This window comes from Thalassotalea sp. Sam97 (assembly GCF_041379765.1).
Lineage (GTDB): Bacteria > Pseudomonadota > Gammaproteobacteria > Enterobacterales > Alteromonadaceae > Thalassotalea_A > Thalassotalea_A maritima.
On record NZ_CP166919.1, the window covers coordinates 488,911 to 512,126 of the forward strand.

Below are 23,216 nucleotides of genomic sequence, written 5' to 3' on the forward strand. Positions count from 1 at the left end.
AATGGAAGAGTTAACTGCATTATCAGGTACTGTTACAGAGCTGCGCTTTGCACTAGATACCTTTTACTTTTTATTATCGGGCGTATTGGTTATGTGGATGGCAGCAGGTTTTGCCATGCTAGAAGCTGGTATGGTTCGTTCAAAAAATACCACCGAAATCTTAACTAAAAACATCGCATTGTATTCAATTGCTTGTGTGATGTTTTTACTGGTTGGCTACAACATTATGTACGTCGACAACGCCGAAGGTGGTATTTTACCATCAATAGCTACCTTAATTGGCACCCAAGCAGCTGACGCTGATCACTCATTAGAATCAGACTTCTTCTTCCAAGTTGTGTTTGTTGCAACGGCTATGTCGATTGTTTCAGGTGCGGTTGCTGAGCGCATGAAGCTTTGGTCATTCTTAATTTTCACTGTTGTTTTAACCGGCTTTATTTACCCTGTTGAAGGTTATTGGACTTGGGGTGGCGGTTTCTTGTCAGAAGCTGGTTTTAGCGACTTCGCCGGCTCAGGTATTGTTCACATGGCCGGTGCTGCTGCTGCATTAGCGGGTGTATTACTGCTTGGTGCACGTAAAGGTAAATACGGTAAAAACGGCGAGATTTACCCAATTCCTGGTTCAAACATGCCATTAGCCACATTAGGTACATTTATTCTATGGATGGGTTGGTTCGGCTTTAACGGTGGTTCACAGCTACTTGTTTCTGATGCTGAAAATGCGACTGCGGTAGGTCAAATTTTCTTAAACACGAATGCCGCCGCCGCCGCGGGTGCCGTAGCTGCATTACTACTGAACAAAGCTATTTGGGGTAAAGCAGATTTAACTATGATCTTAAACGGCGCATTGGCCGGTCTTGTTACAATCACTGCAGATCCATTATCGCCATCACCGTTATTTGCCAGTTTATTAGGCGCACTAGGTGGTATGCTAGTTGTATTGTCAATAACGTCTCTAGACAAGTTAAAAATCGACGATCCAGTTGGTGCAATATCAGTGCATGGTGTGGTTGGTTTCTTCGCTCTTATGGTTGTTCCGTTTAGCAATGGTGACGCAACATTTGGTGCGCAGTTGTACGGTGCATTCGTTATCTTTGCATGGGTGTTCGCAGCAAGCTTTGCGGTATGGCTAGTATTGAAGAAAACCATGGGTATCCGTGTTAGCGATGAAGAAGAATACAATGGCGTTGACAAATCGGATTGTGGCATTGAAGCCTATCCAGAGTTTGTATCACTGAAGGGCTAAGCTCCTAACAATAATAACGACGCGTTGTTAAATTAACGGGGGAGCTAAAAGCTCCCCTTTTTTTATGATGACAGGCAACACTGCCGCTGACGCTGATCTTTTTGTGTAACGGCTATTTGCGACTAGAACGGCTAGTACGTGTTATACCAATTACACTAAGTTTGTGCCCAACTCAGAGTTAGGGCAGAGGTTCAGTTACAACATAGATTTCATTGATATAGTCATTCTATATTAATGAAATCTAGGGTCGTAAATGGGCCTCTGGTAAACTCCCTACGGGTGAGTTTTAAAGGTTTTTATGCTGCGTAACTGATTTTGACAATGGAATAACCATTCTCTGCAATCAAAGCCTTTAAATTCTCACTGAGTGAGCAATAACTTAATGTGATTGGTATTAATGAAAGTGTATTTGCTCGATGTTTAAGCAACTGATAGTCTTAGTAGTAATATCAATCGTGCGACAAGTAATTGATATAAACGCTCCATTTTCGAAGATAACAAGTAAAACAGGATCGTATTTATGAAAACCATTTCAATAACCGTTCCGCTGGTTATAATGACATGTTTAACGGCGTGTTCAACAGGGCAGCAAGACGCATGTGAAGATGTCGTGTATACGGCCGAACAACGTCAACATTGCACATCTTTACAACGACAAATATCTAACGCTAAAAATAACCTGATAAAGCGCACTGAGCTTGAACGACGTTACCAAAAAGATTGCATTGATATTCGTTATTATCGAGATGATAAAACTGACCAACGTTGTAATAATCAAACCTCTGTTGATGAAGTGATCCGCAAATTGCAATCGAGCGAACAAAAACCACAAACAGGAGCCAACTAGTGCTAAGAGTCGCGCCAATGTTAATGCTGTTATTGAGCGTTTTTTCTACTCAGAGTTACGCTAATTCAGCCAGTATCGAACAATTTAAGCAACTAATGCAGGAGAACAAAGGCAAGGTAGTATATATCGACTTTTGGGCTTCTTGGTGTATCCCCTGCAAACAGTCTTTTCCATGGATGAATAAGATGCAGCAAAAATATGCAGAACGAGGCTTGAAAGTGGTTACCATTAATTTAGATATGGAAAGGTCGTTCGCTGATGAGTTTTTGCGACAAACGCCTGCAGATTTTACCGTTATTTATGACCCTAAAAGTCTGATAGCTCGTAAGTTTGATTTAAAAGGCATGCCCAGCAGTTATATTTATAATCGCCAAGGGAAAGCGGTAAAAGCGCATGTTGGCTTTCAACCAGAGCGCCAGGATGAGTATGAGGCTGAACTTGTTGCTTTGCTAGCGCAATAAACGGCAATGCGATAAGTTCTGAATCAATGACTGGTTTAATAAGTGAGTCATCGTATCAGTATCAAATGGCAATAAAAAACCGAAACGTGATGTTTCGGTTTTTTATTGCTAAAGCTTATTAATAAGCTTTGTCGCTATAGCTCATTATGCGTTGATAAAGTCTACGCCTTCTTGAATATCTTTATTCAAGGTCGCTAGCATGTCATCTTTTGCTTTTTGCTCGTATGCGCTTAGTTCACCGTATGATAGGTACTCTTCAACACCGTTTTTACCAAGGCGTACTGGTTGTGCAAAGTACTCTGCATCGCCGGTGTTACCTTGAACGTATGCGTAATCTACAACACCTTCTTCACCTTGTAAGCCACGAACTAGAGACATACAGAAACGAGCTGCAGCAGCACCCATAGAAAGTGTCGCTGAGCCGCCACCCGCTTTTGCGTTAACAACTTCAGTACCGGCGTTTTGGATACGAGGTGTCAATGCATCGATTTCTTCTTGAGTAAACTCAACACCTTCAACTTGTGAAAGTAGAGGTAGGATAGTTGTACCTGAGTGACCACCGATAACTGGTACTTTAACGTCTGCAGTAGATTTGCCTTTTAACTCAGCAACAAACGTTTCGCTGCGGATAACGTCAAGAGTGGTAACACCAAATACGCGATTTGCTTCGTAAGTACCTGCTTTTTTGAATACTTCAGCAACGATTGGTACAGTGCCGTTTACCGGGTTAGTGATAACACCAACAAGTGCTTTTGGACAGTTGGCAACGATGCCTTCAGCTAATGTTTTTACGATACCTGCGTTTACCGCAAATAAATCAGCACGATCCATACCCGGCTTACGTGGCATACCAGCAGGGATAATAACAATATCACAACCTTGAAGTGCCGTGGCTAAGTCGTCAGCACCGTAGCCTTTTACAGTAACGTCAGTTGGGATGTGAGACAAATCAACAGCAACACCAGGAACAACTGGTGCAACATCGTATAACGATAATTCAGAACCAGCAGGTAGTTGAGTTTTTAACAATAGTGATAATGCTTGACCGATACCACCGGCTGCACCTAAAACGGCTACTTTCATTGAAGATCTCCAATTAATGATGTTTTTTTGCTCAAAAACCGAGGTTGCAGGTCGAGCAAATACTTTAAATTTTTGTGCCCAAACCATACCAAAATTACGGCTGAAAATACAAACAATTTTGTCATTCAAACGGCTTAGATGGTATGATATTGGCGTTTTGGCATGGTAATTTTGTAATCTAATCTGAACACTTACAAAACCTGCTACTACGATTAAGGCAAATATTATTGCAATGCCAATAAATATCCCCATGTAGAATAAAAATCGACAGACAAGAAGAGTGTATGAGTACACAACAAAAGCAAGAAGCATTATTAAATGCTTTTAAAGAATTATTAAAACAAGAACAATTTGGCTCACAAGGTGACATTGTTGACGCCCTCAAGGCGCAAGGCTTTGACAACGTAAGCCAATCAAAAGTATCTCGCCTGTTAAGCAAGTTTGGCGCGGTACGCACCCGCAATGCACGTCAAGAAATGGTCTACTGTTTACCAGCTGAGCTTGGCGTGCCAACCGCTAAAAGTCCATTGAAGCAGTTGGTTTTGGATATCGAGAGCAACGAAGTGATGATCATTGTTCGCACCAGCCCTGGCGCAGCTCAATTAATTGCTCGCTTACTAGACTCGTTAGGTAAAGCCGATGGTGTATTAGGAACCATCGCCGGTGATGACACGATTTTTATTTCGCCAACGTCGGTAAAAGATATTAAACCGATAAAAGACAGATTATTTTTGCTATTTCAAAAAATGCAGTAATGACAGCAGTAAGACGCGAATACGAAAAAGGCACTTAAGTGCCTTTTTTAATGCCTCTGCCCTAACTCTGAGTTGGGCACAAACTTAGTGTCATTGGTGTAAACACCAAGACTAATGCCGATGACTACATAGTTGCCGCTTTTTCCAGTAAGTCACGAGATGGCACGAAAAAAGACGCCCCGGTTTCTGCTTGGGTATATTTTAGTAAATGATCGAAGTTACCGTGTTCATCCCCTTCAATCATACTTTTTAGCTGAATTTCAAAATGTTTTGGCGTATGACAAAACGACACAAAGAACAGTCCTTGTGTTTTCATATGACCATAAGGCATGCTTTGACGTAAGATTTCCATGGTATTACCATTTAAATCTTTTAAATTGGTACGTTTAGTGTGAGCAGTGGGGGCTTTGTCGGCACTCGGGTACTCGATATCATCACGCTTTGTGCGACCAATAATGTCTTCTTGTTGCTGTACACTGATGCTATCCCATAGTGGCATGTTGTGGCGGTAACGTTGAATATGTAAGTAGCTGCCTTTATCCATGTCATCGCTGGGCTTATTAACCAGCGCGACTTGGCGCTTGGCGATACCTTTAGGGTTTTCACTACCATCAACAAACCCTGTTAGATCACGACCATCAAGATAGCGAAAGCCTTTAACTTGTTCGACAAGCTCGACCGCGTCATTGAGCATGCTACATACTTTGCTAGCAACAAGGTGATTAACGTCAGCACGATCGCTGCGGATTTGAATAAACAAATCAAAGTTATTAGCCGGCGCAATTCGATCATCCACTTGCAGATGAGCGAATGGCTTTAGCTCACTAGGTCTAGCCTTGGGGTAATACTCATCCCAATATGTCGCTCCGATTGCAATAACGGTATTTAGGTTCGCCTCAGAAAACTGATCGTCATATTGTTCAAACAGTTCAGGGAGGGTAGCTAAGGTTTTGCGGATAAAACGATTTTTATTATCAACTACATTGAATAGTAAATAATAGCTGTGCAGGTTCGGCTCGGCGCAAATACCAAATTGTTCTATTGCCATAAGGACTTGTGTTAACTTCTTGTTGCACGGGATGGTCTAAGTATATGAATTAATGGACCATTAGAAAAGCTTTAAAGAACAGTAGCTTGATATAAAGTAATTAAGCCGGAACCGAAAACAGTTGTTTATCGTGCCAACGTAACGCTGTTAATGTACCGCCCCATACACAACCGGTATCTAAAGCGAAGACATGCGGGTTTGAAGCTTGCCCTTGCAGTGCCGCCCAATGACCAAAAACCCAAGGTGATTGACTTAAATCGCCATGCAGTTCAAACCACGGTTGCAGATGTTTATCGGTATTCGCACTCGGCGATGCTTTGCTAGAAAACTCCAGTGCACCATCTTGGTAACAAAAGCGCATTCTTGTCAATGCATTGATTGAAAAGCGAAACTTCTCTATGTCAGAGTGAGCATGACACCATTTTGCTGGCAGATTACCGTACATTTTGCGTAACCAGCGCTTGCGCTTTTTACTGGCTAATTTTTTTTGCACAAAATCCGACATCAACAATGCTGTATCGGCATCCCATTCAGGCGGTAAGCCAGCATGAGAAAGGTAACCACTATAATCTGGTAACGCTAACACTAATGGTTGAGCAATCAACCAATCGATTAATTCGTGGCAATCGTCAGCGTTTAACAGGGCTTCAAGTTTATCTTTACGGTTTACCTTGCCAATGCCATGGTAGGTGGCAATTAAGTGCAAGTCATGGTTGCCAAGCACGGTTTTGGCGCTATCGCCAAGCGATTTTATAAAGCGTAATGTTTCTAATGACTGTGAGCCACGAGCGACGAGATCACCACAAAACCACAGTTGATCTGTATCTTTATTAAAGTGAATCGTATCAACAAGCTGTTGTAACGCGGTATAACACCCCTGTACATCACCGATTAAGTAAATAGCCATAGCTGTATATTGTGCTCTAAATTAATTAACAACGTTTGGTACAGCGAGACTAAATACAGGAATATCCACTCGGTAATGTTGATTGTCCATATCTTGCATAGTGTAAAAGCCTTCCATGGTGCCAATAGGTGTTTTTATGATCGAGCCACTTGAGTAACGGTAACGCTGACCAGGCTGTAATATCGGTTGTTGGCCGACAACACCATCCCCCTCAACGGATACTTGTTGGCCATTGGCATCGGTGATGAGCCAGCTACGAGACATCAATTGCAGCGTCAGGTCGCTATTGTTTTCAATTGTTATTGTGTAACTAAAGACAAAGCGATGCTGATAAGAATCGCTTTGCTCTTCAATAAAGTCGACCGTGGTTGCGACTTTCACTAATTTGCCGGGATCGCTACTGCTCATGATAGTGATACGCTACTCAACAGGATTATCAGCTAAATAATTAGCAATATTTACATATTCTTGCAAGCTGATGTTTTCTGGACGTAAACCTGGATTGATTCCCAAGGCTTCTAATTGCTCTGCCGAAATGAGCTTTTTAAAACTATTACGTATGGTTTTTCGACGCTGATTAAATGCTTCTGTACACACTCGATTCAACCATTTGATATCTTTCGCAGGATAAGCAATTTTGTCGTGAGGTACTAGACGGACAATGGCGCTATCGACTTTCGGTGGCGGCTGGAAAGCTTCTGGACCAATCTCCATTACCGGCATTACTTTACAAAAATACTGACACATAATGGATAAGCGGCCATAAGCTTTGCTATCAGGCCCTGCAGCCATGCGATTAACCACTTCTTTTTGCAACATAAAATGCATGTCTTGGATCTTATCGCCAAAGCTTAATAAATGGAAAATTAGCGGCGTTGAGATATTGTATGGTAAATTACCAAACACACGCAGTGGTTGCTCATTAGCTAGCGAAGCAAAATCAAACTTTAGTGCATCGGTTTCGTGAATGGTTAAGTGCTTAGCTAAAAACGGATGGTGGCGTAACCGATGGGCAAGATCTCTATCGAGTTCAACCACGCTGATATCACCAGCGCGTTCAATAACCGGTTCTGTTAGAGCACCTAAACCAGGGCCAATTTCAACTAAGTTTTCACCTTCTGACGGGTCGATGGCATCAACAATACGGCTGATCACGGCATCGTCGTGCAGAAAGTTTTGGCCAAAACGCTTTTTCGCTTGATGACCTAAGTGGGATTTATTCATTGCTGCTATTCACCAATTCTATTGCTTGCGACAAGGCAGCATGGAAACTGCCTGGATCGGCTTGGTCTGTACCTGCAAGTTCAATGGCAGTGCCATGATCAACAGAGGTACGAATAAAAGGTAGTCCTAACGTAATGTTAACTGAATTACCAAAACCTTTATATTTTAGTACAGGTAAGCCTTGGTCGTGATACATGGCTAACACGGCATCAGCGTCTTTTAAGTATTTATTTTGAAAAATGGTATCGGCAGGTAGCGGACCGATAAGATCCATACCTTCGCTACGAAGCTGCTCTAAGGCTGGACCTATGGTAGTCAGTTCTTCGCTTCCTAAGTGACCATCTTCCCCGGCGTGAGGGTTAAGACCACAAACGTAGATTCGTGGCTTCTCAATACCAAACTTTTGTTGCAGGTCTTCGTTAAGAATACGCGTGACCATTAAAATTCGCTCAACCGTAATCGCTTTAGAAACATAGGCTAACGGTATATGAGTCGTCATTAGTGATACTCGTAAGCCCTCGGTTGCCAACATCATGACAACATCGTTACAGTTGGCTTGCTGAGCAAAATACTCTGTGTGACCAGAAAATGGGATACCTGCTTGGTTGATTAAACCTTTGTGCACGGGACCTGTACATACGGCTTTGAACTCTCCTGACATATTGCGTTCCGAGGCAATACGTAAGGTTTCCACGACATAAGCGCCATTACCGGCATTTAATTCCCCTGGCACGCATGGCTCAGCGAGAGGTACCTCAATGACATCGATATGGCCTGCTTGATGCTGTTTTTCTGGCTTGCTTTCATGATATTCATGGATGGTTAATGGTAAACCCAGTTTAGCCGCACGCTGGCGCAACATGTCTGGATCAGCTACAGCGACTAACTGAGCTGGCCAAGCATGCTGTACAAGGCGGATTAATAAATCAGGGCCAATACCGGCTGGCTCGCCAGGGGTAATAGCAATGCGATTAATCATTACTCACCGTCTTCCAATATTTCAATATAGGCAGTATCACGAGTTTCTTTCATCCAACGCATGGCTTCAGCGCCAAACTTGCGGTTAAATAACAATTGATATGCTTTGTTCTCATTATTTTGTGCGGTTGCATCTTGGGTGCGACGCCCGGTCACTTGCACTAAGTGCCAACCAAAAGACGAGCGGAATGGTTTAGCGTATTCATCGACTTCTAAGCTTTCGATCACTTCTTTGAATGCAGGATCGTAGCTACTTGGATCTGCCCAGCCTAAATCACCACCACGAGTTGCGGTTGGTCCTTCAGAGTGTTCACGTGCTAGGGTGTCAAAGTCTGCTTCACCAGCTTTGATTTTATCTAGCATGTCTTGCAGCATTTGCTCTGCTTTAGTTTCTGATAAGATAATCGATGGCTTGATTAAGATATGACGTGAGCGAACTTCGGTAATTTCAACTTTCTGTTTACCACGAATTTCGAGGATTTTGACGATATTAAAACCTAAACCGGTACGTACAGGGCCAAACACCTCACCTTCGCTTTTACCATCTACCAGCTCAGCAAATAAGGTTGGCATTTCATTGATACCGCGCCAGCCTAAATCACCACCTTCTAGTGCAGTTGATGCACTTGATGAAGCAATGGCGATTTTTTTGAAGTCAGAACCATTTTTCAGTAATTCAATAACCTTATCGGCTCGTTCTTTGGCTTGCTCTAAATCGCTTTGCGTTGGTTCATCAGGGAAGCCAATTAGAATATGACCTAAGCGATATTCAACATTGGCATTGGTTTGGTCTTTCATCATATCCACAAGGTTGTTGATTTCTTGCGGGGTAATATTAATACGACGGCGGACATTAGCGCGACGGACCTCATTAACAATCATGTCGGTACGGATATTCTCACGATAGCGCTCAAAGTTACCGCCTTGCGCAATGATCGCTTGACGTAACTGAGATACGCTTAGGCCACCATTTTCACGGGCAATTTGGGTTATTGCTTGATCAAGCTGTGCATCACTAATTTGCATACCCATGCGTTCACCAAGTTGCAATAATAAGCTGTCATTGATCAGTTTTTCTAAAGCTTGGGTGCGTAATGCATTATCTGAAGGCAAACTTTGATTTTCTGCTTTCGCTTGCTGTTTGACGTTTTCGATTAGGTTGTTAATTTCTGATTCAAGCACTACGCCTGAGTTAACAATCGCTACTACACGATCAAGTTCTTGTTGTTCGGCACTAACACTTTGTAAAAGTGTGAAACATAGGCCGGTTAATGCAATAGCCGTCTTTATTATCGTTTTCATTGATTACATCTTTATTGGTGTTAAGCGAACAAGTCGCTATTAATTACTTAAAAAATAGGGGCGTTTATAGCCAAAAATTCCCGTATCTAACATATCATCGATCGGCAACGAACGTTGATTGCCACCCATACCTTTGAGCACAAACTGTACCATAAAACCACTGTCAAATTCACCGCGATTTTGTTGTTGGGTACCATCATCAATTAGGTTGGTATTAATATCACGATGATAAGCAAAACGCACGGCCCAGCAACAGCTTTCGTATTGGAAACCAGCAAAGGTTTCTAGGGAACGCTTGCCGACTATATCTTGGGTCATATGACCAACAAACTGCCATTTATCATTTATTGGAAAACTGGTTAGCAAACGAAATTGTTCGATGCTTTGTCCCGAAATATTGTTTAAATAACGATGGCTTAGCTGGACAAGATTACGCTCATTGTGGCGATAGTCAACGCGAATTTGACTTCTCGCTGTTTCGCTCTGATCGGTGTTGTATTGGATATCTGATTGCAGTTGCCAGCGCTGTGCAAGTTGTATAAACAATTCCGCCGCCAACGCTGATTTGTCGACGTTGACTTCCGAATCGCTAAAGTCGATATCAGCATTATCCAAGTAGAAAATACGACCTAAACTCAGATGGAAAAGTTCCGAGTTATTCGAATTTAATATTCGTGTTGTCGCACCAACCGATAATTGATTAGCAGCTGCGATACGATCTAAACCGCTGAAGCGTCTGTCACGGAAGATACCATCAAAGTCGTCTTGCAATGGCGAAGTATCGTAAATAAAAATCTTGTTTTGCTCTTTCTCGGGGATATATAAATACTGCAGTTGAGGCTCAAATGTTTGTATTTTATTGTCGAAAAACAGTGATGTATCTCGATCAAAATTTAGCCCTGCATGCAGGCGTATTTTAGGTAGGGTACGCGAGACCGATTCGGCTAAGCTTAAGCCGTCACTTTGAGGAATGAAGTCAATATTATCTTGTTGATAATAGGTATGCATTAACCTTGCATCCGTATCAATAAACCATCCAGGTTTACTAAAAGGTAAAGAAATGCCTGCTTCTAGATGAAATCGGTCAGCTGTTGGCAGTTGAGGATTTGAAATATCAAAACGACTGTACTCACCATAAAGGTTGAATGTTGTTTGATAGAAGCCAAGTGGCAAATACATTTGCGCTTCAAGTTGTGGTACCGTTTTATAGCTTTCATTGTTGGTACCAAGTACCTTAAAGTCTTGAACTTTTAATGTCGAATGCCAAAAATCATCAAAATAAGATACTTCACCAATGCGCCATAAGTAGGCTTCGGTTTTACTAAATTGATTGCTACCGATATCGACTAGATAATCATCATCGCTGATGGTGCTGTAGTCAACGTAAACACGATAATTGTCAGCCAGCGTACCAAAGTGTTGAAATCGATGCAGGTACCGGCTAGCGTCGGGATTGAAAAACTCTTTATCCTTGTCTAAATATTCGATGTTCAATTGACCAAATTGACCGTCAATAAGGTAGCGAAATTCACTATTTAGTTGCAGTCCGCGTTTGGACATGTAGTTAGGGGTGATAGTTGCATCGAAGTTAGGCGCAATGTTCCAATAAAATGGCATGCCAAATTCAAAACCAGAGTTACTAGAGCTGCCTATCTTTGGATATAAAAAGCCTGTTTTTCGCTGATCGGTCAATGGGAAATTAAAATACGGCAAGTAAAAAACCGGAATATCTTTGACTCGAAATACCGTATGCCATGCCTCGCCAGAATTATCTTCAACCGATAAATTAATTTCGCTGGCACCAATTTGCCAATCGGGTACGGCACCTGTACATGTTGTAAATGTTGAGTCGGTTAACAACAACCCTTGCTCATCGATGGCTAATAATCCCGCACCACCTCGACCATTGGTTGGGTGTAATTCATATTGGGAGTTCACCAGTTCTATGGTCTTATCTTGGTTGTTAGCGGTTAGCCGATCGGCATCAACGGTTAACCCTTCACTACGAAAACGAGTCATTCCTTTGGTTTCAATAATGCCGAGCTCTTTATCGATAACAATCTCATCGGCACGAATTTGGTTGTTATTGGTGGACAAAACAACGTTGCCAGAAAGGCTGACTTTGCGATTTTTTTCAACCACTGAATGCTGTGATTCGATTAATATTAGCTTGGGATCGATAAGTTGCTCTGAACGCATCTCAATAGGTAAGGGGGAGGCTGCCTGACACTCTCGTTGTTCTGCTTGTGATAAAGCATTATCGCGAGCTTGTTGCTCGGCGAATGCAGAAACAGGCAACAAACCAATAGTAAGCAGGTAATAGGGTATGTATTTGAGCATTCACAGTCCGGTAAAAATGCGTGAAGTGCCGTCTAACGCTTATATCACGACACACTATACCAATTTAAGTCGTTTATTTTTTAGTCTCGGTAGCGAGGATTAAGTAATTGGTATAATTAATATTATTGTTGCTTTATAGTTTAACATAGCTTGACGGTATTTTGCTCCCAATTTTACCGTGCTAAACGGAGAAAACAACAGGCGCTCGCTATCGAGCATAAGCGTCAAGCCTAAACATCATAAAGGATATAACAAACGAGCGAAATAATCCTGTTAATCCAGCGCGATAATTTTGCCAACCATCCGTGTGATAGAGCTAACAATTTTATATAAAAAAGAGTAACATAGCTGTTAGGGAGATCACTACATCAGTGACCACACTGGGAAATGATAAATAGAGCAAGGTAGATAGATGCGAATTTGGGGCAAAGTCATTGGATTTTTACTGGGGTTTTTAGCCGGGCGATTATTCGGTGCTCTCCTTGGTCTTTGGCTAGGTCATAAATTCGATAAAGGTTTAGATTTTGACTTCAGCACTTTTGGTAAACAAAGCGAGCAAGATAGACAGAATACTTTTTTTAATGCAACTTACTCCATTATGGGGCATATCGCAAAAGCCAGTGGTCGAGTGACTGAAGAAGAAATCGCTTTTGCACAAGCTTCTATGCACCGCTGGGGTTTGAATCAAGAAACGAAAGAGCTAGCGCAAGAAGCGTTTCGCCAGGGCAAAGATGTGTTTTTTGATGTCGACAAAACCATTCGTCAGCTTCGCGTCGCCTGTTTTGGTCGTCATGACCTATTGCAAATGTTTATTGAAATTCAGATTCAAGCTGCATTTGCAGATGGCGAATTACACCCTGAAGAACGAAAAATTCTCCATAAAGTCGCGCGTGGTCTTGGTATATCGGCGCGTGAACTCGATATGCTGTTAGATCGCATTGTTGCCGGTGAGCAATTTCATCAACATAGCGGTCCCCAAGGTCCCCAGCAAGCTCAATACCAACTTGAAAATGCTTATAAAATTTTAGGTGTGAGTGCAACGGATGAGATGGCTGTGATCAAAAAGGCGTATCGAAAGCTCATGGCGCAGCATCACCCTGATAAGTTACTTGCTAAAGGCTTGCCGCCGGAGTTAATGCAAGATGCCAAGCAAAAAGCACAAGACATTCAAGCCGCATACGAGTTAATTAATAAGCAGCGCGCGCGCTCGTAAATGGATTAAAGCTTAACCCGTAAATGGGCAAGTTTTGAAAAAGTCATTTAACAGGTAAGCCGTGATACTTAAACCAACACTGTGTCGAATAACCGCTAATTAAATGGGCAGTCAGCCTGAAATTCTAACAAATCTCCGGTTTTAGGGTGGCGAATCGCATAATAGCCAGAGTGTAGTTGTAAGCGCTCACTCATCGTTAAGGCCTTTTTGTGAGCGTATAAGCGATCGCCTAAAATAGGATGCCCTAACGATAACATATGCACTCGCAGTTGATGCGAACGCCCTGTAACAGGCATTAACTTAACTAGGGTGGTGTTATTTTCATAGGCAAGCACTTGATAGTGCGTCAGTGCTTGTTTGCCTTTATCAAAACATACTTTTTGTTTTGGGCGATTGGGCCAGTCACAGACTAACGGTAAATCTATACTGCCATGTTGTTGATCAAGATGGCCATAAACTCGAGCAAAATAATATTTGGTTGTTTGGCGTCTTTCAAATTGCTGAGAAATGGCGACATGGCTAGCCTTATTCAGCGCCATAATAATAATGCCTGACGTTGCCATGTCTAATCGATGCACTATGGTGGCAGTTGGCAACACCCGCTGCACCCTTGTTTGTAAGCAATCTTGATGCTCTGCTAAGCGTCCTGGTACAGTCAGTATTCCACTGGCTTTATTGAGCACAACAAGGTCATTGTCTTGATAAATAATATCAAGATACGGCGTTAACGGTGGCTTATAAATAAAGTCGGGGTTGGCACTCATGAATTCATTTACTGTCAGATGATTAAGTGACGCTTACTATGCTTTGAGGCATATAAGCATTGATATTATGCCATCGGAGGTAGCATGTGATGAGTCTACTGACTCACCACAATAAGGCGTACCGCTTCAAAGTTTAATTGCGCATGATCAATCACATGTGTTAATTCTTGCTGTTGGTGCACAATAAAATCAAGTTCTGATTGGCGCACGCTTGGATTGATTTTCGCTAATGCCTGTAAACGCTGATGTTCTTCATTCAGCGATTGCTGCATGGTTTGCTTCGCTTGACTAATTAGCGTATCAATTTTGCCTTTAGCGTGCTGCTCGGCTTTCTCAATTAAACTAGGGATCTGTGGTTTCAATGCCTTGACTAATTGCAGGCCCACTTGTTTTTTCACTGGTGATAATTGGTTATCAAATACCGCTTCAGCTACTTTAGCCGCTAAGTCATTACCGTTTTTATCAACCAATACTCGCACCGGAGTGGTTGGTAAATAGCGACCGACTTGCAATTGACTTGGCGCCATAGCGGATAGGGTATAAATACATTCAATGAAAAAGGTACCAACCGGGATGGCTGGGTTTTTTAATAGGCCAATACTGGCGTTACCAATTTCGTCACTGAGTACCATATCCATTGCACCAGTCACCATAGGGTGATCCCAGGTTAATAATTGATAATCTTCACAGCTTAATGCGGTATGACGATCAAATGTTATGGTTGTACCATCTTCAGGTAAGTTCGGGAAATTGCTACTTAACATATGCTCGCTTGGCGTTAAGGCAATGGCGTTGTCGGACTTATCATCTTGGTTTAAGCCAAATACATCAAATACTGAGAACATGTATGATGCAAGTTCAAAGTCATCATCGATGTTGGCTATTTTCGTAACTAACGATTCAGCATGACCTTGCCCAGAAGAGTTTATTTCGAGCAGTTTATCACGACCCTGTTCAAGCTCGGTTTTAATCTGTAAGTGCAGTTGTTTGCTTTGCTCAATAACATTATGTAAGGCATCATCTTGCCATACACCTTGCAAGGCGAGGGTAAATAATTCGCTTGAGAATTTATCATATACGGCGCGCGCGGTAATGCAGGTATGCTCAAATGCATCTAAGGCATTGTGGTACCAGTTAAGTAGCATCGACTGTGGTGAGTTACTAAAATATGGCACGTGAATGGCGATGTCTTGCGTTTGACCAATTCGGTCCAAACGGCCAATTCGCTGTTCTAATAAATCAGGGTTGGTTGGCAGATCAAATAATACTAAATGATGTGCGAATTGGAAGTTACGTCCCTCAGAGCCTATTTCTGAACACAGCAATACCTGCGCTGCGTCTTCTTCTTGGGCAAAGTAAGCAGCGGCTTTATCACGCTCAAATATACTCATGCCTTCGTGGAAAACCGCGGCACGTATACCTTCTTTGACGCGTAATGCTTGTTCTAAGTCTTTCGCGGTTTGTGCGTGAGCACAAATAACCAATACTTTACGCTGACGGTCTTGGTTAAGTAAATCAATAAGAAATTCGACACGGCTGTCAAACTCATACCATTGCTCGGTTTGCGAATTCAGCTGATATAGCATTTCAGGGGTGAAAATCTTTTGGCCAATAGCTTGTTCTCGCAATGATGACACATCGCGTTCGCTGATCAGCTCATTAATTGCTTGTTCGTATTGTGCTGGCAACTCGAGCTGTATGGCATGTAAGTGACGGCTAGGGAAACCGCTAATGGTGTTACGTGAGTTACGAAACAAGATACGGCCTGTACCGTGGCGATCCAACAACATATTGACCAGTTGCTGTTTACTGTCTTGGGCTTTTTCAGCATCGTTTAAATTTGCGAGTAAATCGCTGATATCCGTTTCGTTAATTAATTCGACTAGCGTTTTTTGCTGTGCTTTGCTCAGCTTTTTATCACCCAACACACTATTGGCAGCGTTTGCGACTTCGGCATAGTGTTGTTCGTCATTTAGAAATTTCTGGTAGTCATAAAAACGGTTACTGTCGAGCAAGCGCAAGCGCGCGAAGTGGCTTTCGTGACCAAGCTGATCTGGTGTTGCGGTTAACAGTAGTACACCTGGAATATTTTCGGCAAGAATATCAATGCATTGGTACTCAATTGATGGCTGTTGTTCGGACCAGTGTAAGTGGTGAGCTTCGTCAACAACCAACAAGTCCCAGTCTTCATTAGCGATGTTTTCAAACTGCTCTGCATTGTTAGCTAGAAAATCTAAGTTAACCAATACCAGTTGTTCACTGCTAAATGGGTTTTCATCAATATCGTACTGTTGACAGCGCTCTTCATCAAAAATACTGAATTTGAGATTAAAGCGACGTAGCATCTCCACCAACCATTGGTGCATTAACGATTCTGGTACTGCAATTAATACTCGTTTGGCTCGACCTGACACCAATTGTTGATGAATGATCAAACCGGCTTCAATGGTTTTACCTAAACCAACCTCATCGGCAAGTAACACGCGAGGCGCGAAACGTTTACCGACTTCTTCAGCGATATGCAATTGATGTGGAATTAACGATACTCGGCCTCCTACTAAGCCTGTTAGTGGTGATTGCTGCTGTTGATATTGATAGTTTAACGATGATTTACGCAGTTTGTACCAATCTAAACGATCAAACTGACCATTGAGTAGACGGTCGTGTGGTTTATTGAACTTGATGTAATGGTCAAGCATCATCTCTTTTAAGACAACTTCTTCACCGTTATCAATACGCTCGCCACTGTAGGTGTATAGCTCGTTTTCAAAATGCACATTGGTAATGCGCATGCTAAAGCCTTCGTGTGATGGTACTTGGTCACCAACAGAGAATATGACTCGAGTCAAAGGTGCATCTTGAATCGCATATTGGCGTGATTCGCCGGTTGCGGTAAATAGCACAGTGACAAATCGTCCAGATACATCGACCACAGTACCAAGACCTTGATCCGATTCACTGTCGCTGATCCATCGCTGACCCAAAGAAAAAGTCATATTACACTCCAATTAATAAGGCTTTGAAAAAAGGGGCGCTATGGTACCCATTTACCCACCAGTTTTCACCCTTTATTTCATGTGTTGCGGATAATTGCTCAAAAAGCCAACTCTGTAGAATTCTTCTGACTTACAGCGCAGTGATGAACAGTGTAAATGGGTTGTGTAGTAAGCATAGAATCTATTTAAAAATCTTCATCTATATTTCAGAAATAGCTCTTGTAAAGTGGTTAAAAAACTGTCAGATTGAACTTATGGTTAGGTTAAATTAACAAGGAGGCTAAGGATAATCTTTGCGTTTATCAGATGATGCTCTGCCATAAAGGTACTCAGCATTGCGTAAACATTAATACAGCTGTAGGACACAATATGACCGAAAAAAAAACCATCTATGTATTAGATACAAACATTCTTTTACATGAACCTTTCGCTTTTCTTTCCTTTGACGAGCATGAAGTCGTTATACCAATGACGGTACTTGAAGAGCTCGACAGCATTAAAGATAGAAACAAAGACGTAAGTCGTGATGCACGTGTTGCCATCAGAGCACTTGAAGATATCTTCAAGGATGCCTCCCCAGAGCAAGTGTTGGCCGGCGTTGAGTTACCAAATAACAACAACCAACAACAACAGCAAGCCGGAACTCTATCGATTTTTAACGATTTTGATTTAGAGCAACATCAAGGCGGCCTGTCACACAATGTCAACGATAACCGTATTATTGGTACCGCTTTGCACTTGCAACAACAATGTAAAGATAAAAAAGTGGTATTGGTCACCAAAGATATCAATATGCGCTTAAAGGGCAAAGGCGCAGGTGTTGCTTTTGTTGAAGATTATCGTACCGACCAATTAGTCGATGATATTAAATTTTTAACTAAGGGTTACCATAAATTTAAAGGTGACTTTTGGCAGCAAGTGCAAGAATGTGAAAGCGAAACCGATGGTCGCTATACCCAACATTTTCTTGACAAAGATCTGGTCCCTACGGCTTTTATTAATGAATACTTAATTGATGAAGAAAAAACCTTTGCCGGTAAAATCGTCGATATACAAGACGATAAATTGGTAGTCCAAGATTTGGGCTACGAACGTTTGATGGGGCGCAGCGCATGGGGTATCCACCCGAAAAATATCTATCAAGGGATGGCGTTTGATTCATTACTCGATCCTAACATTGACCTCGTTATCCTGACGGGCCCTGCAGGTTGTGGTAAGACACTTTTAGCTCTTGCGAGTGCTCTTGAAAGCGTCGTTGAGCGAGGTCAGTACGAGAAAATTATTGTCACCCGCTCGACTCCAGAAATAGCAGAATCAATTGGCTTTTTACCGGGCACAGAAGAAGAGAAAATGGCGCCTTGGTTAGCATCTATAACCGACTCTTTAGAGGTGTTGCACAAGCAAGATGAAAGTATGCATGGTTCGATGAACTATATTATGGAAAAAGCCAATATTCAGTTTAAATCGGTTAACTTTATGCGTGGTCGTAGCTTGCAAAATGCTTATGTTATTTTGGATGAATGCCAAAACTTAACGGCAGCTCAATTAAAAACCATTATTACCCGTTGCGGTGAAGGAACTAAATTAATTTGCGCAGGCAACTTGGCACAAATTGATAGTAATTACCTAACGGCATTAACTTCTGGCTTAACGTATATTGTCGAGCGTTTTAAGGATTATTCGGGAAGCACCACAGTTAACTTAAACGGTGTTGTACGTAGCTCGTTAGCATCATTTGCCGAAGAGAATTTATAACTCTTAAGTCACATTTAAAGCCAGATAGCCATGTTGAAATTTCGCGCTCACATTGCGCGCGATAGCGGCATGGTTTTCTGGTTTTTTGTTTCAAGTATCTTTTCAATTTATGCCATACCTAGGCAAATCTAGGTGAGTCTTGTTGTGTCGATTTAACTGTGCTTTGTTCAGTAATAATATCCTTTCATTCTGCTAAAGCTCTGCAGTCAGTATTTCTTGTCACCTTGGTGCGGTTTACTTTTTCTTTACACATCGGTCCAGTTGATGCATTATTCAAACATGTGTTTTAATTGGTGGTTTTAATTGTGGGTTTAAATTATGAACTATAGTAAAACTAAACTCGTAACAATGAATAGTGAACAACACCAGCAGCAAACAATAATAACTTTGAATTAATAGCATTAGGAGGCCGTCGTGGCTGAGTTTCAAGTACCATTACAAGATATGAACTTTTTGCTTTATGATGTTTTTGAGGCCGATAAAATGTGGGCAGAAATGCCTGCGCTGGCAGACAATATTGATAAAGATACTGCTGATGCCATCTTGCAAGAATGTGCAAAAATTTGTCAGCAAGTAATTGCGCCGATTTCCCGGCAAGGTGATGAAGTAGGAGTACAGTGGCATGATGCTAAGGTAACTACGCCTCCAGGTTACAAACAAGCCTTTGAGACTTACGCCGAAGGTGGCTGGGTAGGTCTTGGTGGCGATGTTAATTTTGGCGGTATGGGCATGCCGAAAATGCTTACGGCGTTGCAAGAAGAAATGGTCTGCGCGGCCGATATGGCATTTTCTTTATATCCGGGGTTAACTGCGGGGGCTTGTTTGCTGTTGGCCAAACACGGTAGTGAAGATCTTAAAAATACCTATTTACCGCGTATGTACAGTGGTGAATGGGCGGGGACCATGTGCCTTACTGAAGCCCATGCTGGTACCGATCTGGGTATGATCCGCACTAAGGCTGTGGCTAGTGGCGATGGCAGTTACACACTATCTGGTTCTAAGATATTCATCACTGGCGGTGAACAAGATCTAACCGACAATATTATTCATTTGGTGTTAGCTAAACTGCCTGATGCGCCGGCTGGTTCGAAAGGCATTTCGCTGTTCTTAGTGCCTAAATTTAAAGTTAATAGCGACGGTAGCTTAGGCGAACGCAATGGCGTTGAATGTGGCAGTATTGAGCACAAAATGGGTATCCATGCGTCAGCAACATGTGTGTTAAATTTTGATGAAGCTGAAGGCTACTTAGTTGGTGAGGCCAATCAAGGTTTGGCTTGTATGTTTACTATGATGAACTATGAGCGAATTGGTGTCGGTATTCAGGGCTTAGGTGCAGGTGAACGCTCCTATCAAAATGCACTTGAGTATGCAAAAGAACGCATTCAAGGTCGCAGTTTAACTGGTACTAAACAAGCAGATAAAGCCGCTGATTCATTAATGGTTCACGGTGATGTGCGTCGTATGTTGCTTAACATGAAAGCCCTTAATGAAGGTAACCGCGCGTTAGCTATGTACATTTCGAAGCAACTTGATTTAAGTACCTATGCAGAAGGGGCTATGCAGCATCATGGTGAGATGCTAACAGCGCTTATGACTCCGCTTGCTAAAGCATTTTTTACCGATATCGGCTTAGAAAATACAGTTGCAGGTCAACAAGTTTTTGGTGGTCATGGTTATATTCGCGAGTGGGGTCAAGAGCAATTAGTCAGAGATTGTCGTATTGCCCAGATATATGAAGGCACAAATGGCGTCCAAGCAATGGATCTTATCGGCCGCAAGCTTGCCGCAAATGGTGGTGAATTCATGCAAGCTTTTGGCAAAGAAGTACAGCTATTTATTCAGGATAATCAAACCCCTGAAATGACAGAGTTTGTCGAGCCGTTAGCAAATGCGGTTGCTGACTTTAGCGAGTTAACGCAAAAAGTATTAATGGGCGCACAAAAAAATCCTGAATACTTGGGAACTGCCGCCAATGACTATTTGCACGTATTTGGTTACACCTCGCTTGCTTATATGTGGGCGATGATGGCCAAAGCGTCGTTAGCAAAATCCAGTGAAAGTGATTTCTATCAGGCGAAACTTATTACCGCGCGCTACTTCTTCGCTCGCATACTGCCGCGTCGTCACTCTTTATCAGCATCGGCCTTATCAAAGCCAGAGCTTCTGTTTGATTTGCCAGACGAACTGTTTTAAATATTATATCGTTTAACTAAAAACCGATGCTTAGCATCGGTTTTTAGTTTTTAAGCAGTTGATTAATCTGCTTTGTTTAGCCAAGTCTTAGCTAATTCGCTATCCTATGTTCAGCGACTTATACAAGGGAGTGTTTTGGTTCGCTCGATTTGTTGGTGTTTTATTGCATTAATGCTGACAATTGTTGTCTACACTTAGTAGGCAATTGTATAATGTTCGGCTCAGTTACAATTGTAAACAGTATTAACGTATAACTTGGTTTACTATCGCGAAAATAGCAGAAATTTTAACCTACCCTTAAGTTCAAAAGATGAGCAAAGAATTTAAACCTGTGAGTGAGTTTTCATCCATCATGATTGTGGAAGATGATAAGGTATTATCGTCTTTGCTTAAATCATTTTTGGAAAAGTCATCGCACGTGGTGCATCAAGTATTCCGTGGCGATCAAGCTGTGCGCAGCCAAATTAAAATTCAGCCGGATTTAATTATCTTAGATATCGCTCTGCCAGGAAAAGATGGTTATAAAGTCTGCCATGAAATGCGTTCAACCTATTCCGGACCTATTCTATTTTTAACATCGAGTGCCAGTGAGGCTGAGCAGCTTGCTGCCTTTAACGTTGGTGCGGACGATTATCTGGTAAAGCCGTGCAGTCCTCAGTTAATTTTGGCGCACATTGAAGCTCTGTTACGACGCACGAAAAATAAATCTCCAGCTGGCTCTCGGCAAAAGCTAACCGTTGGTGAGATCACCTTAATTCCAAGTGAGCAACGTTGTGAAGTAAACGGGCAACAAATATCCTTAAGCGTTTTCGAGTTTGAGCTATTGAGTTTGCTTATGTTCAATGCGGGTAAAGTGTTAACCCGAGACGATATTTATAAGCTATTGCTTGGCCGTGAATACGATGGCTCAGAACGTTCTGTCGATGTCCGTTTATCTCGCCTGCGCGATAAACTAGTCAGTCAAGGTGTTGAAAAAACCCAAATTAAAACCATTTGGGGGAAAGGCTATTTGTTATCGGCAGGTGATGAACACTGATTTAGTTGTGTAGACTGTATTTATTCTAAACATACTAACATTTGATAAAACCGAGGCTTAAGCCTCGGTTTTGCTTTGTAGCATGGTAGCTTTTAGCCGAAATGACAGCCAAGAGATATGGTTTGCAAGGTTATTCATTTGAATCGTCGCGATTGTCTTTTATTGATAATAATTTAGCGAAATTATCGTATGGTTATATAGTTAAATAATTGTGAACTAGATATTTGTGATGGGCTTAACGTATGGCAAGAAGAAAACGCGACGGTATGGAAGAAGAAGCTGGTGTTGATATGACTCCCATGCTCGACATTGTATTTATTATGTTGATCTTTTTCATTGTGACAACCTCGTTTGTTAAGGAGCAAGGCTTAGATTTGCAACGCCCAGAGTCAGCACAAAAGAAATCGGATAATAAAAACCCTTCTATTTTAATTAAAGTCGATAGCGTTGGTACCATCACCATTAATAATCGAGTGACAGATGTTGAGCGGATAAGTGCAAACTTAGAGTTTTTGTTAGCGGATATTAGTGTGTCAAATATATTACTGACTGCAGATGAAGATACTAAGCATGAAACAATCGTGGCGATTATGGATCAGATAAAAGATATTGACGGCTTACGGGTATCGGTGATAACCAAGTCTGATTAGCGTTTTTAGGTAACGCTAAAGTGCCTCTAAATGACGAGAGAATACAGAAAACGCTTTTGATACAGTTAGTGCTGCTGATTATTCAGCGCATCAAGGTCTTTGTTTAACGTAACCAGCACAGTTACTGATAAAGCTAAGGCGATTATAGTGTTTAGGGCGTAATCGTAATGAACGCAGACAAGTTCGATTAATTCAAGCATATGCCAAAGGCAAGTGGTTAAACCAAACATCAACAAGAACAACGCCGTGCTGTATGTATAAGGAGAGCGATCGAAGCGAGAGCTTTCTTCTTGTCTTAGTTTCTTAAACAACATTACCAGTTCCTTGGGTAAATAGAAGTTAACGAGACATGATTGCCATTGTTATTCAGTAGATACAAAAAGCGAAGACATTGTCTTCGCTTTTTGATTTATATACT

At 41.9% G+C, this 23,216-nt stretch carries 20 protein-coding genes; 9 read left to right on the forward strand and 11 right to left on the reverse strand.

The genetic code is table 11. From position 1 onward, the window contains the following. Window position 1: 1 nt before the first annotated feature. From ACAX20_RS02130 to ACAX20_RS02140, 3 genes are all read left to right on the forward strand, one after another. Complete coding sequence (locus ACAX20_RS02130) at window positions 2-1,246, forward strand: ammonium transporter (protein ID WP_371188199.1); 1,245 nt, start codon at window positions 2-4, stop codon at window positions 1,244-1,246. 520 nt (window positions 1,247-1,766) lie between these two features. After that, window positions 1,767-2,093, forward strand: coding sequence for a hypothetical protein (locus ACAX20_RS02135; protein ID WP_371188201.1), 327 nt, complete (start codon window positions 1,767-1,769; stop codon window positions 2,091-2,093). Continuing rightward, window positions 2,093-2,554, forward strand: coding sequence for a redoxin family protein (locus tag ACAX20_RS02140; protein WP_371188203.1), 462 nt, complete (start codon window positions 2,093-2,095; stop codon window positions 2,552-2,554). The genes ACAX20_RS02135 and ACAX20_RS02140 overlap by 1 nt, the downstream gene beginning before the upstream one ends. A 144-nt stretch (window positions 2,555-2,698) precedes the next feature. Here the strand turns inward: ACAX20_RS02140 and mdh are convergent, their stop codons facing one another. Beyond that, window positions 2,699-3,637 carry a malate dehydrogenase gene (gene mdh, locus ACAX20_RS02145; protein ID WP_371188205.1) on the reverse strand — a complete coding sequence of 313 codons (939 nt, stop codon included), beginning with the start codon at window positions 3,635-3,637 and terminating at the stop codon, window positions 2,699-2,701. A gap of 284 nt (window positions 3,638-3,921) precedes the next feature. Between mdh and argR the strand changes: the two genes are divergently transcribed. Then, the gene (argR, locus tag ACAX20_RS02150) at window positions 3,922-4,392 is read left to right on the forward strand and encodes a transcriptional regulator ArgR (RefSeq protein ID WP_371188207.1); all 471 of its coding nucleotides are present in this window, start codon (window positions 3,922-3,924) and stop codon (window positions 4,390-4,392) included. Between the two features lie 124 nt (window positions 4,393-4,516). On the opposite strand, the gene ACAX20_RS02155 is transcribed toward argR, so the two are convergent. The 7 genes from ACAX20_RS02155 to lptD form a co-directional block, all read right to left on the reverse strand. Further along, entirely contained in the window at window positions 4,517-5,440 is a 924-nt protein-coding gene (locus ACAX20_RS02155; protein ID WP_371188209.1) for a Dyp-type peroxidase, read from the reverse strand. 100 nt (window positions 5,441-5,540) lie between these two features. Beyond that, complete coding sequence (locus ACAX20_RS02160; protein WP_371188211.1) at window positions 5,541-6,347, reverse strand: symmetrical bis(5'-nucleosyl)-tetraphosphatase; 807 nt, start codon at window positions 6,345-6,347, stop codon at window positions 5,541-5,543. Between the two features lie 21 nt (window positions 6,348-6,368). After that, window positions 6,369-6,755: a Co2+/Mg2+ efflux protein ApaG gene (apaG, locus tag ACAX20_RS02165; RefSeq protein WP_371188213.1), complete on the reverse strand. Its 387-nt coding sequence runs from the start codon at window positions 6,753-6,755 to the stop codon at window positions 6,369-6,371. Window positions 6,756-6,767: 12 nt separating this feature from the next. Beyond that, on the reverse strand, window positions 6,768-7,571 hold the full coding sequence (gene rsmA / locus ACAX20_RS02170; RefSeq protein ID WP_371188215.1) for a 16S rRNA (adenine(1518)-N(6)/adenine(1519)-N(6))-dimethyltransferase RsmA: 804 nt from the start codon (window positions 7,569-7,571) through the stop codon (window positions 6,768-6,770). Further along, on the reverse strand, window positions 7,564-8,550 hold the full coding sequence (gene pdxA, locus ACAX20_RS02175; RefSeq protein ID WP_371188216.1) for a 4-hydroxythreonine-4-phosphate dehydrogenase PdxA: 987 nt from the start codon (window positions 8,548-8,550) through the stop codon (window positions 7,564-7,566). Before pdxA ends, rsmA begins: the two co-directional genes overlap by 8 nt. Then, window positions 8,550-9,851 carry a peptidylprolyl isomerase SurA gene (gene surA, locus ACAX20_RS02180; RefSeq protein ID WP_371188218.1) on the reverse strand — a complete coding sequence of 434 codons (1,302 nt, stop codon included), beginning with the start codon at window positions 9,849-9,851 and terminating at the stop codon, window positions 8,550-8,552. The genes pdxA and surA overlap by 1 nt, the downstream gene beginning before the upstream one ends. Window positions 9,852-9,890: 39 nt before the next feature. Continuing rightward, complete coding sequence (lptD, locus tag ACAX20_RS02185; protein ID WP_371188220.1) at window positions 9,891-12,191, reverse strand: LPS assembly protein LptD; 2,301 nt, start codon at window positions 12,189-12,191, stop codon at window positions 9,891-9,893. Between the two features lie 412 nt (window positions 12,192-12,603). Here lptD and djlA point away from each other — a divergent pair, with 412 nt between their 5' ends. After that, window positions 12,604-13,404 (forward strand): co-chaperone DjlA, encoded by an 801-nt coding sequence (gene djlA / locus ACAX20_RS02190; RefSeq protein ID WP_371188222.1) that lies wholly within the window; start codon window positions 12,604-12,606, stop codon window positions 13,402-13,404. Between the two features lie 95 nt (window positions 13,405-13,499). On the opposite strand, the gene rluA is transcribed toward djlA, so the two are convergent. Together rluA and rapA are read right to left on the reverse strand one after the other, a co-directional pair. Beyond that, window positions 13,500-14,168 carry a bifunctional tRNA pseudouridine(32) synthase/23S rRNA pseudouridine(746) synthase RluA gene (rluA, locus tag ACAX20_RS02195; protein WP_371188224.1) on the reverse strand — a complete coding sequence of 223 codons (669 nt, stop codon included), beginning with the start codon at window positions 14,166-14,168 and terminating at the stop codon, window positions 13,500-13,502. 95 nt (window positions 14,169-14,263) lie between these two features. Continuing rightward, entirely contained in the window at window positions 14,264-17,164 is a 2,901-nt protein-coding gene (rapA, locus tag ACAX20_RS02200; protein ID WP_371188226.1) for an RNA polymerase-associated protein RapA, read from the reverse strand. Window positions 17,165-17,533: 369 nt separating this feature from the next. Here rapA and ACAX20_RS02205 point away from each other — a divergent pair, with 369 nt between their 5' ends. From ACAX20_RS02205 to ACAX20_RS02220, 4 genes are all read left to right on the forward strand, one after another. Continuing rightward, window positions 17,534-18,919: a PhoH family protein gene (locus ACAX20_RS02205; RefSeq protein ID WP_371188228.1), complete on the forward strand. Its 1,386-nt coding sequence runs from the start codon at window positions 17,534-17,536 to the stop codon at window positions 18,917-18,919. A 414-nt stretch (window positions 18,920-19,333) separates the two neighbouring features. Further along, window positions 19,334-21,112 carry an acyl-CoA dehydrogenase C-terminal domain-containing protein gene (locus tag ACAX20_RS02210; RefSeq protein WP_371188230.1) on the forward strand — a complete coding sequence of 593 codons (1,779 nt, stop codon included), beginning with the start codon at window positions 19,334-19,336 and terminating at the stop codon, window positions 21,110-21,112. Window positions 21,113-21,422: 310 nt separating this feature from the next. Then, on the forward strand, window positions 21,423-22,148 hold the full coding sequence (locus tag ACAX20_RS02215; protein ID WP_371188232.1) for a response regulator transcription factor: 726 nt from the start codon (window positions 21,423-21,425) through the stop codon (window positions 22,146-22,148). Between the two features lie 242 nt (window positions 22,149-22,390). Further along, entirely contained in the window at window positions 22,391-22,798 is a 408-nt protein-coding gene (locus ACAX20_RS02220) for an ExbD/TolR family protein (protein WP_371188234.1), read from the forward strand. A gap of 65 nt (window positions 22,799-22,863) precedes the next feature. On the opposite strand, the gene ACAX20_RS02225 is transcribed toward ACAX20_RS02220, so the two are convergent. Beyond that, window positions 22,864-23,112: a hypothetical protein gene (locus ACAX20_RS02225; protein WP_371188236.1), complete on the reverse strand. Its 249-nt coding sequence runs from the start codon at window positions 23,110-23,112 to the stop codon at window positions 22,864-22,866. Window positions 23,113-23,216: the final 104 nt, after the last annotated feature.

Coding starts and splice junctions, on each gene's coding strand:
- surA (WP_371188218.1), bottom strand. CDS start 9,851: ATGAAAACGATAATAAAGACGGCTATTGCATTAACCGGCCTATGTTTC.
- ACAX20_RS02160 (WP_371188211.1), bottom strand. CDS start 6,347: ATGGCTATTTACTTAATCGGTGATGTACAGGGGTGTTATACCGCGTTA.
- ACAX20_RS02225 (WP_371188236.1), bottom strand. CDS start 23,112: ATGTTGTTTAAGAAACTAAGACAAGAAGAAAGCTCTCGCTTCGATCGC.
- ACAX20_RS02135 (WP_371188201.1), top strand. CDS start 1,767: ATGAAAACCATTTCAATAACCGTTCCGCTGGTTATAATGACATGTTTA.
- rluA (WP_371188224.1), bottom strand. CDS start 14,168: ATGAGTGCCAACCCCGACTTTATTTATAAGCCACCGTTAACGCCGTAT.
- ACAX20_RS02215 (WP_371188232.1), top strand. CDS start 21,423: ATGAGCAAAGAATTTAAACCTGTGAGTGAGTTTTCATCCATCATGATT.
- lptD (WP_371188220.1), bottom strand. CDS start 12,191: ATGCTCAAATACATACCCTATTACCTGCTTACTATTGGTTTGTTGCCT.
- apaG (WP_371188213.1), bottom strand. CDS start 6,755: ATGAGCAGTAGCGATCCCGGCAAATTAGTGAAAGTCGCAACCACGGTC.
- ACAX20_RS02220 (WP_371188234.1), top strand. CDS start 22,391: ATGGCAAGAAGAAAACGCGACGGTATGGAAGAAGAAGCTGGTGTTGAT.
- rapA (WP_371188226.1), bottom strand. CDS start 17,164: ATGACTTTTTCTTTGGGTCAGCGATGGATCAGCGACAGTGAATCGGAT.
- mdh (WP_371188205.1), bottom strand. CDS start 3,637: ATGAAAGTAGCCGTTTTAGGTGCAGCCGGTGGTATCGGTCAAGCATTA.
- ACAX20_RS02205 (WP_371188228.1), top strand. CDS start 17,534: ATGACCGAAAAAAAAACCATCTATGTATTAGATACAAACATTCTTTTA.
- ACAX20_RS02155 (WP_371188209.1), bottom strand. CDS start 5,440: ATGGCAATAGAACAATTTGGTATTTGCGCCGAGCCGAACCTGCACAGC.
- djlA (WP_371188222.1), top strand. CDS start 12,604: ATGCGAATTTGGGGCAAAGTCATTGGATTTTTACTGGGGTTTTTAGCC.
- argR (WP_371188207.1), top strand. CDS start 3,922: ATGAGTACACAACAAAAGCAAGAAGCATTATTAAATGCTTTTAAAGAA.
- ACAX20_RS02130 (WP_371188199.1), top strand. CDS start 2: ATGGAAGAGTTAACTGCATTATCAGGTACTGTTACAGAGCTGCGCTTT.
- pdxA (WP_371188216.1), bottom strand. CDS start 8,550: ATGATTAATCGCATTGCTATTACCCCTGGCGAGCCAGCCGGTATTGGC.
- rsmA (WP_371188215.1), bottom strand. CDS start 7,571: ATGAATAAATCCCACTTAGGTCATCAAGCGAAAAAGCGTTTTGGCCAA.